Origin of the sequence: Catenulispora sp. GAS73 (assembly GCF_041262085.1) — a bacterium.
Classification (GTDB): Bacteria; Actinomycetota; Actinomycetes; order Streptomycetales; family Catenulisporaceae; genus Catenulispora.
The window spans coordinates 78,251-102,368 of record NZ_JBGCCM010000039.1; the positions used below are offsets into that span (position 1 = coordinate 78,251).

At 70.6% G+C, this 24,118-nt stretch carries 24 protein-coding genes and 1 pseudogene; 3 read left to right on the forward strand and 22 right to left on the reverse strand.

Annotated elements, in window-relative coordinates; all coding sequences use genetic code 11:
* Positions 1-231: 231 nt before the first annotated feature.
* The 18 genes from bioB to ABH935_RS41485 form a co-directional block, all read right to left on the reverse strand.
* The gene (gene bioB, locus ABH935_RS41400) at positions 232-1,245 is read right to left on the reverse strand and encodes a biotin synthase BioB (RefSeq protein ID WP_370383459.1); all 1,014 of its coding nucleotides are present in this window, start codon (positions 1,243-1,245) and stop codon (positions 232-234) included.
* A gap of 3 nt (positions 1,246-1,248) precedes the next feature.
* Positions 1,249-2,175: a hypothetical protein gene (locus tag ABH935_RS41405; RefSeq protein ID WP_370383460.1), complete on the reverse strand. Its 927-nt coding sequence runs from the start codon at positions 2,173-2,175 to the stop codon at positions 1,249-1,251.
* A gap of 36 nt (positions 2,176-2,211) precedes the next feature.
* Complete coding sequence (locus ABH935_RS41410; protein ID WP_370383461.1) at positions 2,212-3,513, reverse strand: cation:proton antiporter; 1,302 nt, start codon at positions 3,511-3,513, stop codon at positions 2,212-2,214.
* Positions 3,513-5,213 carry a tryptophan 7-halogenase gene (locus ABH935_RS41415; RefSeq protein ID WP_370383462.1) on the reverse strand — a complete coding sequence of 567 codons (1,701 nt, stop codon included), beginning with the start codon at positions 5,211-5,213 and terminating at the stop codon, positions 3,513-3,515. The genes ABH935_RS41410 and ABH935_RS41415 overlap by 1 nt, the downstream gene beginning before the upstream one ends.
* A 28-nt stretch (positions 5,214-5,241) precedes the next feature.
* The gene (locus ABH935_RS41420) at positions 5,242-5,775 is read right to left on the reverse strand and encodes a flavin reductase family protein (protein WP_370383463.1); all 534 of its coding nucleotides are present in this window, start codon (positions 5,773-5,775) and stop codon (positions 5,242-5,244) included.
* 16 nt (positions 5,776-5,791) lie between these two features.
* Positions 5,792-6,289 (reverse strand): hypothetical protein, encoded by a 498-nt coding sequence (locus tag ABH935_RS41425; protein ID WP_370383464.1) that lies wholly within the window; start codon positions 6,287-6,289, stop codon positions 5,792-5,794.
* A gap of 11 nt (positions 6,290-6,300) precedes the next feature.
* Entirely contained in the window at positions 6,301-6,768 is a 468-nt protein-coding gene (locus tag ABH935_RS41430) for an SRPBCC family protein (protein WP_370383465.1), read from the reverse strand.
* Entirely contained in the window at positions 6,765-7,655 is an 891-nt protein-coding gene (locus ABH935_RS41435) for an NAD(P)-dependent oxidoreductase (RefSeq protein ID WP_370383466.1), read from the reverse strand. The genes ABH935_RS41430 and ABH935_RS41435 overlap by 4 nt, the downstream gene beginning before the upstream one ends.
* A gap of 16 nt (positions 7,656-7,671) precedes the next feature.
* Entirely contained in the window at positions 7,672-8,448 is a 777-nt protein-coding gene (locus ABH935_RS41440) for an SDR family NAD(P)-dependent oxidoreductase (protein WP_370383467.1), read from the reverse strand.
* Positions 8,435-8,809, reverse strand: a complete 375-nt coding sequence (locus ABH935_RS41445) for a SchA/CurD-like domain-containing protein (RefSeq protein ID WP_370383468.1) — start codon at positions 8,807-8,809, stop codon at positions 8,435-8,437. Before ABH935_RS41445 ends, ABH935_RS41440 begins: the two co-directional genes overlap by 14 nt.
* Before the next feature lie 125 nt (positions 8,810-8,934).
* Positions 8,935-10,728, reverse strand: coding sequence for a biotin carboxylase N-terminal domain-containing protein (locus ABH935_RS41450; RefSeq protein ID WP_370383469.1), 1,794 nt, complete (start codon positions 10,726-10,728; stop codon positions 8,935-8,937).
* Positions 10,725-10,925 carry an acyl-CoA carboxylase epsilon subunit gene (locus ABH935_RS41455; RefSeq protein ID WP_370383470.1) on the reverse strand — a complete coding sequence of 67 codons (201 nt, stop codon included), beginning with the start codon at positions 10,923-10,925 and terminating at the stop codon, positions 10,725-10,727. The genes ABH935_RS41450 and ABH935_RS41455 overlap by 4 nt, the downstream gene beginning before the upstream one ends.
* Positions 10,918-11,220 carry an antibiotic biosynthesis monooxygenase gene (locus ABH935_RS41460; RefSeq protein WP_370383471.1) on the reverse strand — a complete coding sequence of 101 codons (303 nt, stop codon included), beginning with the start codon at positions 11,218-11,220 and terminating at the stop codon, positions 10,918-10,920. The genes ABH935_RS41455 and ABH935_RS41460 overlap by 8 nt, the downstream gene beginning before the upstream one ends.
* A complete protein-coding gene (locus tag ABH935_RS41465) occupies positions 11,217-11,615 on the reverse strand; it encodes an antibiotic biosynthesis monooxygenase (protein ID WP_370383472.1) in 399 nt (132 codons plus the stop codon). The genes ABH935_RS41460 and ABH935_RS41465 overlap by 4 nt, the downstream gene beginning before the upstream one ends.
* A gap of 1 nt (position 11,616) precedes the next feature.
* Positions 11,617-12,348 (reverse strand): SDR family NAD(P)-dependent oxidoreductase, encoded by a 732-nt coding sequence (locus ABH935_RS41470; RefSeq protein ID WP_370383473.1) that lies wholly within the window; start codon positions 12,346-12,348, stop codon positions 11,617-11,619.
* An 11-nt stretch (positions 12,349-12,359) separates the two neighbouring features.
* Positions 12,360-13,193 (reverse strand): ABC transporter permease, encoded by an 834-nt coding sequence (locus ABH935_RS41475; RefSeq protein ID WP_370383474.1) that lies wholly within the window; start codon positions 13,191-13,193, stop codon positions 12,360-12,362.
* Positions 13,190-14,173, reverse strand: a complete 984-nt coding sequence (locus ABH935_RS41480; RefSeq protein ID WP_370383475.1) for an ATP-binding cassette domain-containing protein — start codon at positions 14,171-14,173, stop codon at positions 13,190-13,192. Before ABH935_RS41480 ends, ABH935_RS41475 begins: the two co-directional genes overlap by 4 nt.
* Positions 14,174-14,229: 56 nt before the next feature.
* Positions 14,230-14,622, reverse strand: a complete 393-nt coding sequence (locus ABH935_RS41485; RefSeq protein WP_370383476.1) for an antibiotic biosynthesis monooxygenase — start codon at positions 14,620-14,622, stop codon at positions 14,230-14,232.
* Between the two features lie 291 nt (positions 14,623-14,913).
* Between ABH935_RS41485 and ABH935_RS41490 the strand changes: the two genes are divergently transcribed.
* Positions 14,914-16,143 carry an LLM class flavin-dependent oxidoreductase gene (locus ABH935_RS41490; protein ID WP_370383477.1) on the forward strand — a complete coding sequence of 410 codons (1,230 nt, stop codon included), beginning with the start codon at positions 14,914-14,916 and terminating at the stop codon, positions 16,141-16,143.
* A 126-nt stretch (positions 16,144-16,269) separates the two neighbouring features.
* Positions 16,270-17,235, forward strand: coding sequence for a DNA-3-methyladenine glycosylase (locus ABH935_RS41495; protein WP_370383478.1), 966 nt, complete (start codon positions 16,270-16,272; stop codon positions 17,233-17,235).
* 456 nt (positions 17,236-17,691) lie between these two features.
* Here ABH935_RS41495 and ABH935_RS41500 read toward each other — a convergent pair whose 3' ends face one another.
* Positions 17,692-18,393 (reverse strand): DUF6585 family protein, encoded by a 702-nt coding sequence (locus tag ABH935_RS41500; protein WP_370383479.1) that lies wholly within the window; start codon positions 18,391-18,393, stop codon positions 17,692-17,694.
* 336 nt (positions 18,394-18,729) lie between these two features.
* Positions 18,730-19,067, reverse strand: a pseudogene (locus tag ABH935_RS41505) (SDR family NAD(P)-dependent oxidoreductase); the annotation flags it as partial.
* 228 nt (positions 19,068-19,295) lie between these two features.
* Here ABH935_RS41505 and ABH935_RS41510 point away from each other — a divergent pair.
* Positions 19,296-19,913, forward strand: a complete 618-nt coding sequence (locus tag ABH935_RS41510) for a VOC family protein (protein WP_370383493.1) — start codon at positions 19,296-19,298, stop codon at positions 19,911-19,913.
* Between the two features lie 537 nt (positions 19,914-20,450).
* Here the strand turns inward: ABH935_RS41510 and ABH935_RS41515 are convergent.
* Positions 20,451-20,573 carry a hypothetical protein gene (locus ABH935_RS41515; protein ID WP_370383480.1) on the reverse strand — a complete coding sequence of 41 codons (123 nt, stop codon included), beginning with the start codon at positions 20,571-20,573 and terminating at the stop codon, positions 20,451-20,453.
* Between the two features lie 294 nt (positions 20,574-20,867).
* Positions 20,868-23,846 carry a BTAD domain-containing putative transcriptional regulator gene (locus ABH935_RS41520; protein WP_370383481.1) on the reverse strand — a complete coding sequence of 993 codons (2,979 nt, stop codon included), beginning with the start codon at positions 23,844-23,846 and terminating at the stop codon, positions 20,868-20,870.
* Positions 23,847-24,118 lie beyond the last annotated feature (272 nt).

Sequence of the window (24,118 nt, forward strand, 5' to 3'; positions counted from 1 at the left end):
ACCCACCTGCGCGGAACCAGCCGGGCGACTCGCCGATCACAGACCGGGAACCGTTCGGCGACCGCGCTTTCAGCGCGAGGGCGCAGATCGGCTCCACCCGGCCTCCCCCGTGACGGAAGCCCACCGTCCGGCATGACGACTCGTCAAGCCTCGGACTTTATCAACGCAAAGCGTTTCAGCACATCAGTTCCCGCCATCATTGATGGGGAGCTGTCTGCGAACCCGAGCCGTTCAGACAATTCTTGACATATCCTTGATCGGCATTTTCAGCCTCGCCAGCAGTGTCAGATCCTCCTCGGGCGAGCGCCCGAGCGTCGTGAGGTAGTTGCCGACGATGACGGCGTTGATGCCGCCCAGCAGTCCCTGTTCGGTGCCGAGGTCGCCGAGGGTGATCTCGCGGCCGCCGGCGTAGCGCAGGATGGTGCGCGGCAGTGCCAGGCGGAAGGCCGCGATGGTTTTCAGCGCCTCCTGCGCGCTCAGCGGTTCCATGTCGCCGAAGGGGGTGCCGGGGCGGGGGTTGAGGAAGTTCAGCGGGACCTCGTCGGGGGTCAGGGCGGCCAGCTGGGCGGCGAACTCGGCGCGCTGCTCCAGGGTTTCGCCCATGCCGACGATGCCGCCGCAGCAGACTTCCATGCCGGCCTGGCGGACCATGGTCAGGGTGTCCCAGCGCTCCTGCCAGGTGTGGGTGGTGACCACGTTGGGGAAGTGGGAGCGGGCCGTCTCCAGGTTGTGGTTGTAGCGGTGCACGCCCATGTCGGCCAGGTCGTCGACCTGCTCCTGGGTCAGCATGCCCAGGGACGCCGCGACCTGGATGTCGACCGCGTCCTGGATCGCCTTCACGCCCTCGCGCATCTGCTTCATCAGGCGCGCGTCGGGGCCGCGGACGGCCGCGACGATGCAGAACTCCGTGGCGCCGGTGGCCGCGGTCTGCTTGGCCGCCTCGACCAACTCCGGAATGTTCAGCCAGGCCGCGCGGACCGGGGAGGGGAACAGGCCGGACTGGGAGCAGAAGTGGCAGTCCTCGGGGCAGCCGCCGGTCTTGAGGGAGACGATGCCCTCGACCTCGACCTCCGGGCCGCACCACTTCTCACGGACCTCGTGCGCCAGCTGCAGCAGCTCCGGCAACGCCTCGTCGGGGAGCCGCAGCACCCGCAGCACCTGCTCCTCGGTCAGCCCCGCGCCCTCGTCGAGGACCTGGCGCCGGGCCTCGGCGAGGATGTCAAGGTCCTGGTCCAAGATGGTCATGCCTCAGCTCGCACAGTTCACGAGGTAGTAGCCCCAGTAGCCGATGTGCCGGCCGTAGTAGGCGCGGATCGCGTCCCGGGCGCCGCGGCCGTACCACCTGGCGACGACCGGATGCGCGGCGGCTCCGGAACGCAACCCTTCCATCCGGCCCAACCCGTCTTCAAGGATGCCCTCGCAGAGGCGCTTGCCGATTCCGCGCACCCGGAGCAGCGCTTCCTCGGCCTCGTCATAGGGGACGGTACGCAGCCACTCGGGACCGAGGGCCACCATGGCGTGCAGCGCCGAGACCAGAACACCGGCGCGGCATCCGTCGTCGAGAAGCTCGGCGAACTCCCGCGTCTCGATGTGAAGCAGGTCGGCGAACTCCGGGAACGTCGTGACCGCGTGGCCGTTGAAGACGACCGTGCCGCCGTACTCGGCGACCAGTCGGCGCTTCATCCGCAGCACCGCCGGCCACTCGGCGTCGGCGGCCAGGACATGCGAGACCACGGCCTCGGCCAGGGTCGGGTAGCAGACCCGGTGCAGCCCGCGCGCCGCCTCCACGACGGCCGCGAAACGGGGATCGCCCCTACCCGCCAGCCGGTAGAACCCGGTCAGGTCGTCGGACAGGCTCAGCCAGCGGTCGATCGCCCAGCGGATCTCCTCGTGGTCGCCGGAGCCCGGCATCTGGTCGCCGTACACCTCGTAGCCGACGCCCACGGGATCGGGGAACACCCGCAGGCCGAAGCGCCGCCGGTCGATCGCGAGCGCCGTGTAGAGCGCCTCGCCCCGCTCCGAGCTGTCGACCTCGACGTCGCCGCGGCTGCCCGGGAAGCGGCGCAGCAGCGTGGCGGCGTGGTGCAGCGAGAACGGGTGGACGGCCGGCAGCCGTCCGGAAGCCACCGGTCGGGCGCGGCCTACGGTCAGGGGCGCCTCGATGGTCATGGTCATGGGACCCACCTCCCTGTGGGACTTCGGAGGGAATGTTCAGTGCGTCAACGCCGCCGCCCGCGGTCGCGCGAGGGCGGGTTCGGGGTCGGATGCGGCCGCCGTCTCGATCCGGAACCCCTTGAGCAGGGGCACGGCCATGGCGGTGGTCGTCAGCGCCATGAGCACCATCGCCGTGAAGATCGAGGTGTCCAGGACGCCCAGGCTGACTCCGACGTTCAGGATGATCAGCTCGGTCAGCCCGCGCATGTTCATCAGCAGGCCCAGGGCCGCGCTCTGGCGCCACGGCAGGTTCAGCACGCGCGCCGCGGCCAGGGTGCCGGCCAGCTTGCCGGCCACCGCGACGGCGACCACCGCCGCCAGCTCCAGGACGCCGCGTCCCGACAGGGACCTGACGTCCACGCCGAGCCCGGTGACGATGAAGAACACCGGCAGCAGCAGCGAGCCGGTCAGCTCCAGCGGCTTGTGCAGCTGCTCGTCCAGATCGGCCTCGGGCTTGCGGGGCATCGCCATGCCGAACGCGAACGCCCCGAAGATGGCGTGGATCCCGATCCAGGTCGTGGCGTAGCCGGACAGGAAGATGCCGGCCGCGAGCAGCACGAAGAGCTGGTACTGGGCCTGGTCGCGGACGGTGCGGCAGACCAGCAGCCGCAGCGCCGGCCGGACCACCAGGGCCATCACGGCCACGAACACCGCGGTCCAGGCCGCCATCCGCGCGAACTGCCAGGTGTCGTGCGAGCCGGCCAGCGCGGCCACCACGGCCAGCGTGCACCAGGCCAGGATGTCGTCGACGGCCGCGCTGGCCAGCGACAGCGTGCCGACCCGGCTGCCGACCCACCCGCGATCGCGCAGCACCCGGGCCAACACCGGGAACGCGGTGATCGACATCGCGGTGCCGAGGAAGAGCGCGAACGGGGTGAAGGCGATGTGGTGTCCGTGCACGGTGGAGTGCGCCGCGTACAGCCCCGCGGCCAGCGCCACGCCGGAGCCGAAGGCGACCCCGACCGAGCCCACCGACACCAGGCCCGCGGTGAAGCGGGTGGCGCGGTGCCGCATCTGCTCCAGGTCGAACTCCCAGCCGATGGTGAACATGAACAGCGCCAGGCCCAGCTGGGCGATGGCGTTCAGGATCGGCCGGGCGTCGGCCGGGAACAGGCGGTCGCTCCAGTGGCCGGGCAGCAGGCCCAGCACGCTGGGCCCGAGCGCGATACCGGCCAGGATCTCGCCGACCACCCGCGGCTGCCCGACACGCCGCGCGGCGGCGCCGAGTGCCGAGCCCGCGATGAGGATCAGGGACACGTCCGCGAGCACCGTCGCGGCGAGCATGTCGGGCTGGGACATTACAGGAACTTCTTCCGCTTCAGGGCCGAGCTGACCATGCCGCGGACCGTCTCGCGGCCCAGGGTGCGCAGCTCCGGCACATCGGAGGTGGCGGCCCAGCGCAGATACTTGATCATGTCGCGGGGCCCGGGGTAGATGAACCGCTTGGCCGGGTCGTCCCAGCCGAACGGCGTGGTGACCGGTGAGGCGGCGACGGTCGAGAACAGCCGGTCGGCCGCCTCGTCGCCGGAGAGCTCGCCGATCTCGTACTTCTCGCAGACCTCGACCATGACGTCGAGGATCTTCTGCAGGTGCGGGCTGTCCGGCCAGAACATGCCCGTGTACGGGGAGTCCTCCAGCTTCAGCAGGTAGGACTCGTCGCGGTCGTGCAGGTTGTAGTGGCCCAGCGCGGTGGTGATGCGCATGGTGTTCGGGGTGGTGATCAGGCCCCAGACCCGGAAGACCGCGTCCCAGAGCCGGAAGTGCGAGAAGCTGATGAAGGAGCAGTTGACCAGGTCGTCGTTGTAGTCCAGCAGCCCCTGTTCGAGCTTCTCCACGAACTCGAAGCGCTCGGCGGAGAAGTCGTCGTCCCGGCAGGCCGCGATGAGCCGCCAGGCCAGGGAGTTCAGCAGCTCGAAGGTGTTGCACAGGCCCCGGCTGTACAACGGGTCGATGAAGCCGGCCGCGTGCGACATCAGGCACCAGCGCGGGCCGACGGTCTGCCGCGAGGAGTACTGGAGCCGGTCGGTGCTGACCCACTCCCGCGCCTTGGCCGCGCCCTCGAACTGCCGGGCCACGGCCGGGTACTGCTCCAGCAGGGAATAGAACTCCTGCTCCGGGGTCAGATCAGGGTTCTTCGGATAGAGCCGCTCGTCCAGCGTCACGCCGACGCTGCACAGGCGGTTGCGGGAGGGCCCGTAGTTGTCGAACGGGATGATCCAGAACCAGCCGCGCTCGAACAGGTGGTGCATGGTGCCCTCGTGCCAGCGCGCCTTGGGGCGCTGGTCGGCCGGGTGCCAGCTGACGTCGTCGAAGGGCCTGACGCCGACCATGTGCGTGAACATCGACCGGGAGTGGTGCTTGAACCGGGCCGGCTGCTCGCGCAGGTCCAGCTTCTCGGCCAGCGGCGAGCGGAAGCCGCTGGCGTCGACCAGGTAGCGGCCCCGCAGCACCTCCCCGGAGTGGCCGACCACGGTGACGCCGTCGTCGTCGAGGTCGACATCGCGGGCCCGCCAGTTCTGCCGGGTCTGGACGCCGTACTGGGCCGCCACCTGGAACATGTAGTAGTCGCAGTCCTGCCGGAACAGGTGGCTGGCGCTGGTGAGCATGTCCGGGATGACGTACTGGTTCGACTCGCGCGGGTCCGGCTCCTGCCCGGGACGGTGCAGCATGAAGCCGAAGTGCCGCTTGACGCCGAAGGAGGTGCCGATCTGCTCGGTGGACTTGTCCACGCTGGTCAGGGCATTGATCTCCGGGACCTGGTAGCGGACGGCGAGCAGCTTGAGCCACGCCATCAGCGGCGGGATGGTCGACTCGCCGACCGCGAAGCGCGGATGGCTCGCCGCGTCGACCAGCACCACCGAGAGCCCGGCCCTGGCCAGGACGGCGGCCAGCGTCGACCCGGCCAGGCCGGAGCCGAGGATGACGACATCGCAGTTCACTGTGTTATCTGGGTTCACTGTGTTATCTGGGTTCGCCGCGTTCACTGACTTGGCGGTCATCGAGTTCACTCCCCCTGCAGGGCCCGGCTCAGGCCAGGCCGACGTACTGGCCGCGGAAGAAGGCCAGCGGGCGGGCGCCGGGCTCGGTCCGGCCGACGTCCAGCACCTCCCCGAGCACGATCGTGTGGTCGCCGGCGGCGATCTCCCGGACCACCCGGCAGTCCAGATAGGTCAGCGCGTCGTCCAGCAACGGGGCGCCGCTGACGCCGATCCGGGTCGGGATGTCGCCGAAGCAGACCGTCACCCGGTGGGTGAAGCGCCGCGACAGCTCGGCCTGGTCCTCGGACAGGACGTTGATCGCGAAGCAGCCGGACTGGTCGATCAGCTCCCTGATCTTGGCGTCCTTGTGCGGGCAGAACAGGACCATCGGCGGGTCCAGCGACACCGAGGTGAAGGAGTTCGCGGTCATCCCGAACGGGTACTCGCCGTCGGTGCTGGTGACCACGGTGACCCCGGTGAGGAACTGCCCGCACGCCTGGCGCAGCGCACGCGGGTCGACCTCGGCGGTGGCGGCCCCGGCGGGCGGGGCGGCGGACTCTGCGATACGCGTGGCGACGGACATGGCGAGGCTCCGGCGCTCAGGCGCTGACGTGAGAGGCGTACCAGGCCCGGACCCGCGCGCCGACCTCGGGACCCTCCAGCCGGGAGGCCACCGTGCCGTCGGCGTCGACCAGCAGGGTCACCGCCTCCTTCTGGTGGTGGGTGAACTCGGCCGGCTCGGTGAGCTGGGCGGTCCAGTCCAGGGCGAAGCGCAGCTTCTCCCCGTCCTCGGCGGCCAGGCCCAGGCGGGCGCGCAGGGCCGCGCGCTCGGCGACCTGCTTCTCCTTGGCCTTGCGCAGCGACCGGGTGGCCAGCTTCTGCAGCGGCTTGGGAAGCCCGCTGACGTGCGCCACCTGGACGATGTCCAGGTCCACGGTCTCCGGGGCGCTCTGCAGGGCGGCGATGATCTGGGTGACGTCCTCGGCGCACTTCATGTTGCCGAACACCACGACGTAGGGACGTCCGTCCAGGACGTCGAAGCTCCACTGGGAGCCGTCCACCTCGGAGGTGAGGATCCGACGAAGAGAGGTGATCATGGTCTCGCTCCTTAGACGAGGGCGGCCGCGTGCTCGATCGCGGCCTTGAACCGTTGCATCTGGATGGGCGTGTTGGTGTTGATCCGATCGGTCATCGCCGCGTCGTCCACCGGCGCGTCCGGGCGCATGTGGAACTTCTGGGTCCAGGTCATCTCGGTGCCGGCCTCGACCGTGCGGTAGGACCACAGGATGCGCATGTACTCGAAGGGGCCCGGCTCCACCCGGCTGGCCTCGACCGTGAACGTGCCGGGGTCCGGCGTGCGCTCGGAGACCCAGGACCAGACGGTCCCGTTCTCGTCCGGGTGCATCGTCAGCCGGAACCGCACGGTGTCCTGCTGCCGGGAGAGGATCTCCACGTTCTGGTACTCGTCGAACAGCTCGGTCCACCGGCACAGGTCGTTGGAGATCTCCCAGACCAGCGGCAGGGGCGCGGCGATGACGACCGAGTTGTGGGTGACCCCCACCTGCGGCCGGCTCATCGCGCGGCTCCGGCCTGGACCGCGGGCTCGGCCCGGGCCAGCACGATCGCCGCGTCGAGCTCTCCCAGGCCGCGCTCCAGCGCGGCGTCGAAGTACTCCGCGGCCCGGGCGATGACCGGCATCGGGCTGCGCGCGTCGGACAGCGCCAGGCGCAGGTCCTTGTGCATCAGCCGGGTGCGGAACGCCGGCGGGTCGAACCGGCCCTTCAGGGCCAGCGCGCACCGGAAGGCCAGCACCGGCGAGGCCAGCCCGCTGGTGCCGATGGTCTGCAGCATCACCTCGCGCGACAGGCCCGCGCGCTCGGCCAGGCCCACCGCCTCGGAGATGGCCGCCAGCTGCGCGCCCAGCAGGACGTTGAAGGCGAGCTTGAACGTCGAGGCGGCGCCGATCGGCCCGAGGTTGCGGATCTCCTGGCCGATGATCTCCAGCAGCGGCCGCACCGCCTCCACGTCCTGGTCCCGGCCGGCCGCGAAGATCCGCAGCTCGCCGCTGCGGGCGTGCAGCGGGTTGCCCAGGATCCGCGCCTCGACGAACCGGATCCCCCGCTCGGCGAGCCGCTCGGCCGCCGCGATGGAGTAGGTCGGGGAGGCGGTCGAGGTGTCCACCAGGTAGCCGCCCGGACGCAGGCCGGCGGCCACGCCGTGCGGACCGAAGATCACCTCGTCCAGCGCCTCCTCGTCGGCGACGCTGACGAAGACCACGTCGGCGTCCGCGGCGGCGCCGGCCGGGGTGCCGGCCGCGATCGCACCGGCGTCCACCAGCGGGATGGTCTTGGCCGCGGTGCGGTTCTGCACGACCAGCCGCACTCCGGCCTCGCGCAGACGGTGGGCCATGCCCCCGCCCATGCCGCCCAGGCCGACGAAGGCGACCCGTTGATCGCTGCTCATGGGAATGAGACCCCTTTCAGGAGCTGGCGGTCACGCCGCCGTCGACGTAGATGATCTGGCCGGTGACGAACGAGGCACCCGGGCTGGCCAGGAAGGACACCGCGGAGGCGACCTCCTCCGGCCGGGCGAAGCGGCCCAGCGGGATGCGGGCCTTCATCATCTTCAGGAACCCCGCGTTGGCCTCGGCCTCGGGCGTCAGGCCGGTCGGGACGAAGCCCGGCGCGATGGCGTTGACGGTGATGCCGTGGCTCGCCCATTCCGTCGCCAGCTGCTTGACCAGCAGGTCGACGCCGGCCTTGCTGGCGCCGTAGGCCGCGAAGCCGATCGGGGCGCCGAACGCGCCGCGGGTGGAGGAGAAGTGGATGATCCGGCCGGGCCGGCCGGTGGCGATGAAGTGCCGCCCGACGGCCTGGGAGAGCCGGAAGGCGCCGGTCAGGTTGATCTCCAGGGTGCGGTTCCAGTCCGCCTCGGTGATCTTCTCGGCCGGCCCCATCAGGGGGCTGGCCGCCAGGTTCACCAGGACGTCCACGCCGCCCAGGTCCGCCGCCACCGCGGTCACCAGAGCCGGCACGGAGTCCGCGTCGGCCAGGTCGACCTCGTAGCCGTGGGCGTCCAGGCCCGCCCCGGCCAGCTCGGCGGCGAACTTCCCGGCCTTCTCGGCGGACCGGCCGGCCAGCGCGACGCGCAGGCCGCCCTCGGCCAGCTTCCGGCTCACCACGCTGCCGATGCCGCCGTACCCGCCGACGACCAGCGCCACCCTGGCGCCCGGGTCCGGCGTCTCAGGCGTCGACATCGTCGCGCGTCCGGTGGATGACGTTGGTCATGATGCAGCTCAGGAAGTACTCGCGGAACTTCTCAGGGCTCGACGTGTCCCGCTTCACCTCCAGGTAGTCGTCGAGCTTCTTCTCCAGCTCCTGCAGCTCGGGCTGCTGGGCCATGTGGCGCATGACGTCCGGCAGCGAGCCCTCGTACTCCAGGACCCGGACCACCCGGTTGCCGTGCATGAAGACCACGGTGGACAACAGCTTGCCCACCTGGTTTCCCTCGGCGTCCAGGACGTCGTGGCTGGGCCGTCCGGAATCCCGGAACAACTGCTGCACTTCGCCCTCCGTACCGGGACGCACGCTCCAGGTCACCGCGGCGAAATCGGCCATTGTCGTCACCCTTTCCGTTGTGAGCCGGCATTCTTTCCTGAATTCAGGATTCACCTTTCCGAGGGTTCCCGGCAATGATTCCCGGCGGCGACTGAAAGCCATGGCGAATCGCCGCCAGGAGGGCATCATCGCGCTTTGATCTCGCACACCGAGGCACCGGAGGAAATCGCGTCGCCGACTTTCAGAGAAAGCCCTGATATGACGCCGTCTTGATGCGCGTCGAGGGGCTGTTCCATCTTCATGGCTTCCAGGACCACCACGGTCTGGCCGGCGGACACCTGCTCCCCGTCGGCGACGCACACCTTCACCACCGTGCCGGCCATCTGGCTGACCAGCGCGTCGCCGGCCGGTCCCACGACCGCCCCGCCACGATGGCGGGAGGCGGGCGTACCCCGCCGTCTGGCGGCGTTCCCGTTCACGCCGACACCGGCGCCCACGCCCACCGGAGCGAGCAGGGACGCGGGCACCACCACTTCGATCCGGCGGCCGGACACCTCGACCGTGAGCGGCTCACGGCCCTCGGCCGGCTCCGGCTCCGGCGACGAAGCGGGCTGCGGCGCCGGCGGCACTCCGCTGAACTCGTTCTCGATCCAGCGGGTGTGTACGGTGAACGGCTCGTCGGGATCCCGCGGCGCGAACGCCGGATCCTCCACGACGGCACGGTGGAACGGCAGGACGGTCGGCATCCCGCCGACGTCGAACTCCGCCAGGGCCCGGCGGGCCCGGCGCAGCGCCTCGGCCCGGGTCCGGCCGGTGACGATCAGCTTGGCCAGCAGTGAGTCGAAGACCGGCGGCACCGTCATGCCCTGGGTGTAGCCGGCGTCGAGCCGCACGCCGGGGCCGGACGGGGTCCGCCAGGCGGTCACGGTCCCGGGCGTGGGCAGGAATCCCCGCCCCGGGTCCTCGGCGTTGATCCGGAACTCCAGCGAGTGCCCGGCGGCCGGCGGATCGTCGTAGCCCAACTCCTCGCCGTCGGCGATCCGGAACTGTTCCAGAACCAGGTCCAGGCCGGTCACCTCCTCGCTGACCGGATGCTCGACCTGAAGCCGGGTGTTGACTTCCAGAAAGGAGATCTCGCCGGCCTGGCCGACCAGGAACTCACAGGTCCCGGCGCCGACATATCCGGCGTGCCGCAGGATCTTCTTCGAAGCCTCGTACAGCGAGTCCCGCTGGTCCGGGCTCAGGAACGGCGCCGGCGCCTCTTCCACGAGTTTCTGGTGCCGCCGTTGCAGCGAGCAGTCCCGGGTGGAGACCACGACCACGTTGCCCTGGACGTCGGCCAGGCACTGGGTCTCCACATGACGGGCCCGGTCCAGGTAACGCTCGACGAAGCACTCCCCGCGGCCGAACGAGGCGACGGCCTCCCGGACCGCCGCGCCGTACGCCTCCTCGACGTCCGCCAACTCGCGGACCACGCGCATGCCGCGACCGCCGCCGCCGTGCGCGGCCTTGATGACGATCGGCAGCCCGTGCTCGCGGGCGAAGGCCACCACCTCGGCGGCGTCGGCGACCGGCTCGGAGGTGCCGGCCAGCATCGGCGCCCCGACCTCCTGGGCGATCCGGCGGGCGGCGACCTTGTCGCCGAGCCGGACGATCGCCCGCGGCGGCGGTCCGATCCAGGTCAGCCCGGCGTCGATGGTCGCGCACGCGAACTCGTGGTTCTCGGCCAGGAACCCGTATCCGGGGTGGACCGCGTCCGCCCCGGCGGCCTTGGCGACCGCGAGGATCTTGCCGATGTCCAGGTAGCTCTCGCCGGGACCGCGGCCGCCGAGGGCGTGCGCCTCGTCGGCGAGCCGCACGTGCAGGGCGTCCAGGTCGGGCTCGGCGTAGACCGCGATCGAGGTCAGCCCGGCGTCCCGGCAGGCCCGGATCACCCGCACGGCGATCTCGCCGCGGTTGCTTATCAGGACCCTTCTCATCGCCGCCCCCGCCAGGAAGACGGCGGCTCATAGCCGGCGGACGACGGGCGCCACGGTCCGCCGGCTCCGGACGCGCCGGAGGCGGACGGCGGGCCGGACCGGCTCCGGCGGGCCAGAGCGGCCAGCACCACCGTCACCGCGGCCGTCTCGAACGGGTCGAGACGGCCGCGCACCACGGTGAAGTACGGCTCAGGCACCGGGGGTCACCTCATAGATGATCCGCGCTATCCCGCCGCTCCAGTAGGGCCGCAGGCCCCCGGTCGTCTGGCGGTGGATCGGCGCGTCCTCCCAGGCCAGGAACTTCTCGCGGCTCTCCCACTCCGAGAGCAGGATGATCGAGTCGGACGCGTCGGTGGCCCGCAGCAGCTCGTCGCGGATGTGCCCCGGCGTGCCCTTGACCCGGTCGGTCACCTTCTTGTACTCGGTCTCGAACGCGGTGAAGTCCCGGTCCGGCACTTTCGCGTGGACCATGACCCTGATGGTGGTGGTCACGGCTTCCTCCCCTCTATGCGGCGGACCATGATCGGCGTCGACATGACGATCCCTTCCCGCAGCCGGCGCAGCGTCGCGGTCAGCTCGTCCTGCGACCGGCTGCGTTCGAACTCGTGGAAGGTCTGCTCGTCGCGCCACTTGCTGATGACGACGTAGGTGTGCGGCAGGTGCGTGGGCCGCAGCAGCACCTGGTGGATGTTGCCGTCCAGATCGGCGACCTGGCCGGCGGCCTGCTCCCAGGCCTGCTCGAACTCCGCGCTGTGGCCGTCGGGGACGTCCATCACCAGCGCCGTGGTGAAGCCGTCGGCCGGCAGCTGCACGTATCCCGGATCGGCCGCGCCCGGCCAGCCGGATTCCCCGTCCGGCCGTACGCCGGATGTCGTGTCGGTACTCATCTCAGATCCCTCCGTCCACGGTGAGCGTCACTCCGGAGACGAACCGGGCCAGATCGCTGGCCAGGAACAGCACCACGTCGGCCACCTCGGCGGCCGAGCCGAGCCGGTTCAGGCTCGCCAGGCCCGCGTAGTGCACGCGCTGCTCGGCGGTGAGGCCGGCGGCCTGGTCGGTGTCGATGATCCCCGGAGTCACGGTGTTGACCCGGACGCCGCGCGGCCCGAACTCCTTGGCCAGCGACCGGGTCAGCCCGATCACCCCGGCCTTGGCCGCGGTGTAGTGGCTGCCGGCCGCCATGCCGACGGTGGCCACCGCCGAGCCGACGTTGACGATCGAGCCCCCGTCGGCGAGGATCTCCGCCGCGGCGCGCGTGACCAGGTACATCCCGGTCAGGTTGGTGTCCAGCACCCGGCGCCACTCGGCCAGGTCCAGGTCGCCCAGCAGCCGGTGGCCGATGACCCCGGCGTTGTTCACCAGGATGTCCAGGCCGCCGAACCGCTCGGCGCAGCCGGCCGCGATCAGCTCGGCGTCCCGCTGCCTGCTGACGTCGCCCCGCATCAGGACGACATCCCCGGCCTCCTCGAAGCGGGCCGCCACGGCCGGCTCGGTCAGTGGATTGCGATGCACGGCCGCGACCTGCGCACCGGCGGCGGCCAACGCGAGGGTGACCGCGGCGCCTATCCCTCGGGTGCCCCCGGTGACCAGGGCACGGCGCCCCTTGAGCTCCAGATCCATGAGCGCGCCCTTCAGCCCTTGGCGATCCGGCCGGCCAGCGTCTTGAGCGCCAGCAGGAACCCGACCACGCCGACGCCGAGGATCGCGGCCAGCCCGCCCAGCAGGGTGCTGGTGTGCCAGCCCTGGACGATCAGGGAGCGCAGTGCGGACAGGAAGTAGGTGACCGGGTTGTACTCGGCGATCGAGGACATCCAGCCGGCCAGCAGATCGCGCGGCAGGAACGCGGTGGTCAGGAACGCGAACGGAAAGAAGATCATGAAGCCCGCCGAGTTCACCGTCTCCGGGCTGCCGCTGGCGAAGGCCAGCGCGTAGACGAAGCCGGAGTAGGCCGTCGACCAGGCTGAGGCGAACACCAGGAACACCAGGAACCCGCCGACGCCGGAGGCAAACCGCACACCGAGGGCGACGGCCAGCCCGCTCACGCACACGGCCAGGCCCAGGGCGATCAGGAAGTCGGCCAGCAGCATGCCGAACAGCAGGGAGGTCCGGCGGATCGGTGTCATCAGCAGGCGGTCGAAGTAGCCGTTCGCGATGTCCACCACGGCCTGGGTGGCCCGGGAGGTGCCGGTGACCGCGAACATGATGGCCACCGGCAGCTCGAAGGCCTTGGCGTCGATGTGCGCGGTCCTGGCGATGGTGTGCTGCATCGACCCGACGTTCACCGCGAAGAAGAACAGGCCGATGAACAGGTTCGGGATCACGGCCTCGGGGTTGCGCAGCGCGACCTTCACAGCCCGGGCCGCGACCAGCCAGAGCTCTGCGCCGCGGGTCGGGCGCAGGGCGCGGCCGGCGGCGGGCGTCCCGGTGGCGCCGGCGGCGTCCGGGAGGGAGACCAGGGCGGTCATGAGGTGAGTGCCTCCTGCTCGAACCGGCTTCCGGTGACCCGGAAGAAGACGTCGTCAAGGGTGGGGGTGCGCAGCGCGATGTCCGCGACGGCGGTGCCGTGCTGGGCCAGCGCCACGGCCACCGGGCCGATCCACTCGGCGCCGGACTCGACCTGCACGGTGATCCGGTCGCCGGCCGCGGCCACGCCGGTGACCCCGGCCAGCCGGCGCAGCGCCTCGGGCGCCGAGCCGGGACCGGCGTCCTCGGCCGGGCCGTGGGTCCGCACGATGATGAGGTCGGTGCCGAGCGAACTCTTCAGCGCGCTCGGGGTGTCCTCCGCGGCCAGCCGGCCCTCGTTGAGGATCCCGACCCGCTGCGCGAGCTGGTCGGCCTCCTCCAGGTACTGCGTGGTCAGGAAGAAGGTGATGCCGTGCTCGCGGTTGAGTTCCCGGACCTTGCGCCACACGCGGGTGCGGCTGTCGGGGTCCAGCCCGGTGGTGGGCTCGTCCAGGAACACCACCTCGGGCCGGGCGATCAGGGCCGCGGCGATGTCGACGCGGCGCATCATGCCGCCGGAGTAGGTGCCGATCCGGCGGCCGGCGGCCTCGCCGAGGTCCAGGATGTCCTCGACCTCGGCCACCCGCCGGGCCGCCTCGGCCTTGGACAGCCCGTACAGCCGGGCCTGCAGCGTGAGGAACTCCACCGGGGTCAAAAGCGGGTCCAGCGAGGAGTTCTGCAGCGAGGCGCCGATGCGGGCGCGGACCTCGAAGGGCCGCGCCACGACGTCGTGCCCGGCCACCAGGGCCCGGCCGGAGGTCGGCTTGAGCAGGGCGCACAAGATGCGCAGGCACGTGGACTTGCCGGCGCCGTTGGGCCCGAGGAAGCCGTAGATCTCGCCCGGCTCCACCTGCAGCGACAGGCCACGCAGCACCTCGGTGTCTTCGTCGTAGCTCTTGCGCAGGTCCTCCACCTGCACGGCGTACGAGGGGGGAGTGGTCAACGCAGTGACCTTTCTTTCGTCTGGTTCGTCGGGTCTTGCCGGTCAGGTCGGGTCCGTCAGACGGACGCCTCCGAACGCTCCTGCGCCGGCTGCGACAGCCATTCGCCGAGCGTGTAGCCGTGGCTCTGGGCGTCGAACACGCGGAAGGAGGCGGCCTTGACGTTCCCGGCCCGGGCCCAGGACTGGATCGCCCGGTGCTCCTCGCCTGAGGCGTAGGCCTGCAGCGCCTCGGCGCTGTGCCAGAAGCTGATCGAGATCACGGTCAGCGGCTTGGGCATCCAGGACTTGATCTGGATGAAGCCGGGGGCGTTCTTCAGGTTCTTGCCGGTGAGCTTCGCCGCCGGCCGCATGACCCTCAGGAACTGCCACAGGGAGTACTTGACGATCCCGAACAGCATCACCTCGGCCTGTACGATCTCCGGCGCCGCGTCGAACTCCTGGGTGCGCATCGCGGAGTCCTCCCTTCCTCGGATCCTTCGCGGACACACCCATGGTTCGGGCTGTCCAGGGGCACCTTCAACGACTCCGGATGGCGCGGGCCCGCCATGGCGCCATCTCGCCGCGAATGCCGAACACCGGCACCAGCCGGGCCGATGCGGCGCACACCGGACATGGCGGATGCCCGCCAGGTCGAAGCACCTGTGCCGCCCGGCGGCCGGGCCTAATGTCGCTGCTCGGAGGCACAGAAGCGTCCGGCTTGGGCGAATCCGGCTCACACATGGCGACTGACAGGGGATGCAATGAAGTTCTCGCTCTTCCTCAATCCGCAGATCCCGGGCTCGGGCTGCATGGACGAGGACAACGCGAAGGCCAAACGGCCGATCGGCCGCGACACCGACTCCTACCAGGCGATGCTGGACGAGATCCGGCGGATAGCGGTGCAGGCCGACCAGACCGGCTTCGACGCGATCATGTTCAGCGAGCACCACTTCCACTCCGAGGGCTATGAGGCCTCCGTCAACCCATTGATGATCCTGACGGACCTGGCGGCCCGCACCGAACGCATCCTGCTGGCCCCGCTGGGCCTGGTGCTGCCGGCCTGGGACCCGGTGCGCGCCGCCGAGGACGTGGCCCTGCTGGACCAGTTCACCCGCGGGCGCCTGCGGCTGGGACTGGCGCGCGGCTACCAGAACCGCTGGGCCAACGTGCTGGGCCAACGCTGGCAGACCGGGGCCACCAACGGCGACGGCGGCAGCACCGACGACCGCAACTTCGAGGTCTTCGGCGAGATCCTGAAGATCATGAAGATGTGCTGGACCGAGACCACGGTGCGCTACCAGAGCGACATCCTGGGCGGCTACTCCATCCCGTTCCCGTTCGGCGGGATCGAGAACTGGCCGGCCGTGGAGTGGACGCGCGACTTCGGCGCCCTGGACGAACTGGACGAGAACGACGTGGTCAAGCGGGTCTGCGTGATCCCGCGCCCGTATCAGGACCCGTACCCGGAGATGTGGCAGCCGTTCACCCTGTCCGACCGGTCCATCATGCGCTGCGCGGCCGAGGACATGGTGCCGTGGATGTTCACCCCGGACCCGGCCGACCACCGGGCCAAGGCCGAGCTGTACCAGGCCGAGTCGGCCAAGTTCGGCCGGAACTACAAGGTGGGCGAGCACACCGGGCTGCTGAAGATCATCGGCGTCGCGGACACCCGCGAGAAGGCGGTGGAGGTCTTCGGGCCGTCCATGTTCACCGACTTCGCCACCTTCTTCGGCTCCTTCGGCTTCCTGGACCACGACGAGGACCCGAACGCCGTCCCGGACCCCGACGACCACTCGGGCCTGGGCCCGGTGGCGCTGCTGGGCAACCCCGACGACGTCAAGCGGGGCCTGGAGAAGGTCGTGAACAACATCCCGGACCTGGAGTGGGTCGCGCTGTTCATGACCGGCCAGCAGGGCGGCCTGCCCATCGACGAGGTCCTGCGCAGCCTGGAACTGTTCGCCGAGAAGGTGATCCCGGAGTTCCAGGACTGATTCCCCCGTGTCGGGGCATATCCGCCCCGACCCGCGCCGCGGCGGCGAGCCGGCCGGCTGGCCGTCATCAGACCTCCGGCCGGGCCCCTCCCCCGGCCGGAGCGCACCATCCGAAGAAGGGTTTCCATGTCCGTCAGCGTCGACTCCCCCACCGCGTTCCGCATCCGCCCGCAGGGCCCGTTCTCCTGGGACCTGTGCTCGGACTTCGCGACCAGCTGGCCCTCGATGCGCAACCAGTCCGCACGCACCGAACGAGGCGTGGCCATGGCCTTCATCGCGGACAAGACCTACACCCCGGTCGCGGTACACCTGCAGTACCGGGACGACGAAGTCCACGGCGAACTCGCCGGCTGGACGGACGCCGAGCCGGCCATCGACCGCGTCGCCGGCCAGGTAGCGCGCATCTTCTCCCTGGACCACGACGCCACCGGCTACCCCGAAGTAGGCGAGCGCGACCCCGAGGTGGGCCGCCTCATGGCCGCCCTACCGGGACTGCGGCCGGTCAACTTCCCCTCGCCCTACGAACTGGCCTACTGGGCAATCATGAGCCAGCGCGTGAACCAGAACACCGTCGCGGCCCTGAAGGGCCGGCTCATGGCGGCACACGGCGCAACCTTCACCATCGACGGCGTAACCGTCGGCGCCATCCCCGGCCCGGAGAAGATGCGCACCCTGGAGAGCATCCCCGGGGTAGCGGCAGTCAAGGTGGACCGCGCCCGCCGCATGGCGGAGACCGCCCTGACCACCCCCCTACTGGACGTCGAACACCTCCTGTCCCTCGGCGAACAGGCGATCCCGGCCGCCCGCGCGATCCCGGGCATCGGCGCCTTCTGGTCACAGGGCATCTACATGCGCACCTGCAGCGTCACCGACGTCTGGCCCACAGAACCGATGTCCGACGCCGTCCTGGGGGCACTGCACCATCTGGGCGACCAGCCGACCGCGGCGGACATCGCCCGCCTGACCGAGGCGTACAGGCCGTGGCGCACGTGGGTGTGTGTCCTCATGCGCTTCGCGGCGGGCCGCCAACTGGTGCAGGGCATCTCCGGCCGCGAAGGCCGGATCCGGGACGCGGCGCGGGGACGCGGTTGAGGCAGGGGCGGGCATGCGGGGGCGGGCATGGTCTCGCGCGAGGCTGATATCAGCGCCACCGCGCACGGCACCGAATCCACCTGGGCGTGCTGAGCCGGGAGCACCACCCCGGCTCGGCATACTTGTCCGTCGAGGACACAGCTGAGCTGGCAACCGCATGGCACGCGGCGGGCATCGACGTGCACACGGCCGAACGAGCCTTTCCACATAACGAGTGTTCATGCTGTGTGACATGCGTGGTTCAAGAACCCTGCTATAGGGTCTCACCTGCGTGAATACTGCACGCTGGCGGCGCTGGGTACGGGATGGTAATGCTCGTGTCTGTGCGTCTGGTCTACCTACTGTTCTGCCGGATAGCGTCCTGACTGGTGCTGTTGGGGCGCAGCAGCGCGGCCAAGGATGTCGAGCTGCTCGTGCTGCGGCACGAGGTGGCGGTCCTGCGCCGGGCCCATCCGGTTATCGCGCCTGCATCATGTCGTTGACGAGAGTCATGAACAGGGGGCTGTTCGGCAGCTCGTACATCGACAGGTTCAGGGCGGGCCGCAGCCGGCCGCGGCCCTCCACCCTGACCGTTACGTGGCCGTCGGCCACTTTGACCGACGTTATGGCGGACCAGGGGATGAGGCCGTCCTCGGTGTACAGCCCGGTGTTGCCCACCTTCACCTTGTCGAACAGCACCTTCTTGCCGTCCGCCAGCGCGGCTCGCGCGAGCGGCAGCAGGCGCTGCGAGACCCGCTGCTGGCTCTCGCTCAGCCGCACGTAGAGTTCCTGTTCCGAGTCCGGTGGCTTTCCGCGCCCTGTGAGCTGGTACTTGCCCCTCAACTCCACCTTCCCGCCCACTTTCAAGGAGCCGCCGCCCTCCATCTCCATGCTGTAGCTGTAAGTGAGAGTGTGTTTCCCACCTCCGCTGATCACGAGCCCGGCCAGGTAGACGCGGACCGCGCCCCGCCACGCGAACGCGCTGGCCCGCTCCGGCTCGGTCGCGGACTGGAAGACGATGCCCTCGGCGAACTCATACAAGGTGAACTCGACCGTGTCCGGCTTGAACCTGGCCTTCTTGACCCTGACGAAGGCCCGACGGAACTCGCCGATGTTCACACGCTGTGCGGCCGAGAGCACCACGGCCGGGACCTCGGTAGACGGATCCTGCGTAGCCATCGCGCATCACCTCCCCGGCGGCCCTCCCCGGGCCGCCTCTGGCGCATCGGTCACAGGGTACTGTTTTTCGGCGCGGCCACGGGTGCCGAACCCCGCTAACGCCCACCGCTCTTGGGCACCTCACCATGAACGAGCAGATCAGAGTCCTTCGTCCCTAGTCGGCTTCGTCATCAACACCGGTGGCGGTCCGACCGACGACAAGCCGACGGTCACCCTGGAAACGCCGCGCGATCCCAACCGAGTCAGCAGCTTCCCTGGGCGCTTGTCGCGTCGCCGTTCGGGCTGTCATCCATGGATCCTCCCTATGAGCCTGTCACGAATCGCGTCCGGGGTGTATCAGAAACCTGCGCTCTGCCCGCCGTCGACGTGGAGGATCTCGCCGGTGACGAACGAGGCCTGCTCCAGATACATGATCGCTTCGACGACGTCGTCGATCTCACCCATTCGACCCAAAGGGTGCAGTGCGGCGAGTTCGCCGCCCGGGTCGTCGGGGTTCAACGGGGTGCGGATGACGCCGAGCGCGACGGCGTTCGCGCGGATGCCGCGCGCCGCGTATTCGATGGCCAGTTCCCTGGTGACCGCGACGAGTCCGCCCTTGGTCAGCGAGGCGAGTGCCGCGGGATGCGCGCGTTGGCGCGGTCGACCAGCGACGTGGAAGCACACAGTACGTGTCCGCCGTGTCCGCCGTGTCCGCCGGTGAGCCCCGTTCGCGGTACGCGTCTGCGACAGCCGCACCGATGCCCTGCGAGGCACCGGTGACGATGACAACCTTCTTCGTCGCGCTCATTCGACCAGTTCCTCCACATTACGTCCCGGCTGGCTCCACCGCCGCCCGAACGCTTCCGGATGCGGTCGGCGGCGCCTCGTACCAGGCTGGGCTACAGACGGGAGGAGCACACGTGATGGACATGAAACTGGAAGTCATCGTGCTACCGGTCACGGACGTGGACCGGGCCAAGGACTTCTACACGGGATTGGGCTGGCGGCTGGACGCCGACGTCAGCACCGACGACTCCTTCCGGGTGGTGCAGGTGACCCCGCCCGGCTCGCCGGCGTCGGTCATCTTCGGCACGTCCGTCACCGCGCAGACGCCGGGCACCGCGCAGGGCCTGCACCTGATCGTCGACGACATCCAAGCGGCGCACGACGAGCTCAAGCGGGGCGGGGCCGAGCCCAGCGGGGTGTTCCACGATGCGGGCGGCGTCTTCCACCACGGCGGTACCGATGCCCGGGTGTCCGGCCCGGATCCGAAGCGCAGCAGCTACGGCTCGTTCCTGTCGTTCAGCGACCCGGACGGGAACGGCTGGCTCCTGCAGGAGATCACGACCCGGTTGCCCGGACGCCTGGACCCGTCGGTAACCGCGTTCTCCTCAGCCCCGGACCTGGCCGCTGCACTGCGCCGAGCCGCCGCCGCACACGGCGAACACGAGGCGCGTACGGGCGCGGAGGACCCGGACTGGCCGGACTGGTACGCACGCTACATGGTCAGCGAACAGGCCGGGAGCGAACTGCCGACGTAGTGAGCCTCCCGAAGGCACCGTGCAAGTCGCGACTGCGGCACCGGAGGAGAGGGGCACAACCCGATGATCCCGCACACGCTTGTGCTCAAGCCAGGCTTGATTCACAGCGTCTTCAGCGTCACTGCGGTGTGAGGACCATCCGAAAGCGCGCGGCACCGGACATCATGCGTTGGAACGCGTCGTTGATCTGGCTCAACGGGACCACCTCGTTTGTCGGAACGATCGGTCCGCAAGTGGCGCGGACGGTTCGCCGAGCACGGGCTGGGGGGCCGAAGGACGCCGCCCGCTCAGGCCGGCCGCGCCGTTACGACGACCTGGTGCGCGTCGCGGTGGTCGCCGCGGCCGCCGGCATCCCGGGACATCTGCGCCCTGTACCGCACTCCGCCCAAGGGCGGTCCAGGAAGGCAGTGAAGGTCGCGGCGTTGTTGCGCCGGATGGTCTCAATCAGGGTCTGCTGGTGGTGACCTCCAGCGCGGCGACGATGGAGGCGCCTCGACCGCCTCCCGCCCCGCGACAAGGACATCTGCCGAACTCGTCTTAAGACGTGACGCCGAAGTGCGTGCGGTGGTGCTGCGGCTTGTCGACCTCGACGGGGTGGGCAGCGAGTACCGGCATCAGGGCGTCGCCGGCGGCGGTCCAGCGGTCCGTCCCGTTCGCCACGGCTTCGGCGAACTTCTCAGCACGGGCGCGCTGGTAGTCGGTGCGGGCTTTGACGTTGCTCGCCTCGCCCCAGTACTGGACGACCGCGAGCTTCCTGGTCGCGCCTGTACCGGCTCATCCGGCGCGAGGACCTGGCGGCGCGGGAGTTCGACGAGGCCACGTTTGCTTGGCAGAGCGAGTAGCGGCGGGTATTGAGAGGGCGGTGGCCGGAAGCGGGCCACCGCCCGTCTCATGCGAGCGCAGGCCGGCATCAGTGTCCGGTGACATGATCCGCGCCGAAAGTCGACGCCCGGCTCAGCCGGCGGCCCGCTCGGTCAGCCCCTCGATCCCCTCGATCCCCTCGATCAGCAGCCTGATCTCCTGGGCGGCGGGCGGGTCGAGCTCGGTGAAGATGTCCGCGGCCTCGGACCAGGCGGCGCGCGCACCGTCGGGGTCCGCGCCGGCGAGAAGCGCATGCCCGTACTGCCGCAGCGCGCGGGCCTGGACGTGCGGACGGCAGGCCGCCACGGTGACGCGTACGGCCTCCTCGATCTCGGTGCGGGCGGTGGCGACGTCCCCGAGCAGCAGGTGCGTGTCGCAGAGAGTGATCAGCACCTCGGCGAGCCGCGGATCGTCGGCGTCGCGTTCGAGGTAGAGCCCTCGCGCCAGAAGGCTTTCGGCGAGGGCTTCGCGCGGGCGGCCGAGCCGCCGCAGGACCTCGCCGATGTTCGTGTGCGCGACGGCGGCGCCGTCGCGGTTTCCGGTCTGCTCGCACAGGTCCAGCGACTCGCGCAGGGAGGCCAGGGCGCGCTCGGGCTCGCCGGCCTCCATCGCCGCGATGCCGAGGTTCACGAGTGTGGTGTAGGCCCGTGCGAGGTCGCCGTGCTCCCGCCGGATGCGTGCGCTGGCTTCGAGGTGTTCCAGGGCGGAGGCCGGGCGGCCGTCCTCGATGAGGGCGATCGCGAGATTGTTGCGCACGGCCGCCTCCTGGACGTGGTCGCCTTCGGCGACCGTGACGTCGAGGGCGATATCGAGGACGGATATCCAGGTCTTCATGTCCCGCTGCCGTTGGAGGAACGTCCACAGCGCCATCGGCAGTTGGCGCGCCAAGGTCGTCAGACCGCGGTCCCGGGCCAGGCGGACGGCGCTGACCAGGTTCGCCTGCTCCTGCTGGCACCACGCGACGGCCTCGGCCGGGTCGGCGGGGGTGAAGAAGGGCGGCAGACCGGCCACGGACTCGATCAGCTGGCGGGTCCGGTCCGGGGCGAGCATGCCGTCCGCGGCGTCGGCCGCCTTCGCGTACCAGGTCAGCAGCCGACTCAGGGCCGCTCGCGACTCGCCCGGGGACAACTCCCGGGCGGCGAGCTCGGCCGCGTACACCCGCAGCAGGTCGTGCAGGCCGTAGCGGCCCGGCCGCGCCGACTGGACGAGGTTGAGATCGACGAGGCGTTCCAGCAGGCGCTCGGCGGCGCCGGCCGGCAGGCCGAGCAGCGCCGCCGCCGCCGGCAGGCCGAGGTCGGTGCCGGTCCACAGCCCGAGCAGGCAGAAGGCACGGGCGGTCGGCGGCGGCCCGGAGCCGTCACGGGAGCCGTCGCTGGAGCCGTCACCGGAGCCACCGCCGGACTCGCCGGCCACCAGGTCCTCGTATCCGCTCTCGAACGCCGCGCGCAGGCCCCGGTCGCCCAGCTCGAAGCCGTCGAGCCGGCTCTCGGCCGAGCGCAGCCGCTCCGCCAGGTCGCCCACCCGCCAGTTCGGGCGAGACACCAGTCGCACCCCGGCCAGCCGCACCGCCAACGGCAGCCCCGCGCAGACGGCCAGCACCTCGCGCACCGCCTCCGGCTCGGCCGCCACCCGGTCGGCGCCGACGATGCGGACGAACAACTCGTGCGCGCCGGCCTCGTCCAGCACGTCGAGGTCCAGGTGGACCGCGCCGTCCACGCCGACCAGCCGGCGTCGCACGGTCAGCAGCACCAGGTTTCCGGCACCGCCCGGAATCAGCGGCCTGACCTGGGCGACATCCCGGGCGTTGTCGAGCAGTATCAGGGCCCTGCGGTCCGCGAGCGCGCTTCGGTACAAGGCGGCGCGCTCGTCGGTGTCCGCGGGCACCTCCTCGGCGCCGTAGCCGAGGCGGCGCAGGAAGGCACCGAGCACGTCGTGCGGATCGAGCCGGTCCCGGGACATGCCGCGCAGGTCCGCGAACAGCTGACCGTCCGGGAACCGCTCCCGCACCAGGTGGGCGACGTGCACGGCGAGGGTGGTCTTGCCGATCCCGCCCATGCCGCCGATGGAGGAGATGACGACGGCGTCGGTCTGTCGCAGGGCCTGCTCGTCCGGTACCAGCGCGAGCAGCCGGGCCACCTGCTCCTCGCGCCCGGTGAAATCGCCGATCCCGGCCGGCAGCGTCCGGGGGACGGCTCGGGCTCGCGGGTCCGGGACTTCCTGGCCGGCCGCGCCGCCCCGCCCGCTCCCCCGCCCGCCGCCCGGCCCGGTGTCGCGCCCGGTGTCGCGCCCGGTGTCGCGCCCGGTGTCGCCGTCGCCGTCCCGGTCGGTTTCGCGGCTCGACAGAACACTGCGGTGCGCGGCTCGCAGCGCCTCGCCGGGCTCGATGCCCAACTCCTCCACCAGCGCCGTGCGCGCCTGCTGGTAGACCTTGAGCGCCGCGGCGGTCTGACCGGTCGCGTGCAGTGAGAGCATCAGCTGCGCGTGGAACCGTTCGCGCAGCGGATGGGTCTGAGTCAGGGCCCGCAGATCCGCGACGACCCGCGTATGCCCGCCCAGCCGCTGCTCCGCGTCGATCCAGCTCTCCGTCGCCAACCAGCGCAACTCCTCCAGCCGGGCGGCCTCGTCAGCCAGCCAGCCCTCCGTCGCCAAGTCCTCGAAAGCCTGTCCCCGCCACCGGGACAGTGCTTCCTGCAGCAGGTCGCGTGCCTCGGCCCGGTCCGCGCGCGCGGATGCCAGCTCGGCACGCTCCAGCAGCGCCGTGAACCGCAGGTGGTCGAGCTCTGATTCGGCCGCCTCGAACAGGTAGGCGTCGCCACTGGTCCGCACCCGTTCCGCCGCCGTCGCGCCGAGCGTGCGGCGCAGCCGCATCACGTGGTTGTGCAGACTGCCGCGGCTGGTCGGCGGGGCGTCGCCCGGCCACAGCGTCTGCACGATCGTCCCGGCGGGCACCGGCCGGTTCGCCCGGGCCAGCAGCACCGCGAGCAGCAGACGCTGCTTGCCTGCCGGGACGGCCAGCGGCACCCCGTCCTCCCAGGCCCGCACCGGGCCCAGCACCCCGAATTCCAGCCCCATCGTCGTCCACTCCGCTCCGCCGTGCGATCACCGCGGTGCGATTATCGCGGTCGGCATGACGGCGGTCCACCGTGCTGTGAGCGATGTGTGAGCGAAGTCCGAGCGGCGGTGGCCAGGCTTGGCGATCACGGGGGCCGTCCGGCCGCCGTGATCCACGAGAAGAGGTGACCTGATGGAGAAGATCAAGATCCGTCTGCTGGACAAGCAGGAGACGACCACGCGTAGCACGAATCTTCCGGCGATGCCGAACTGATAACGGCGGCCGTCCAACG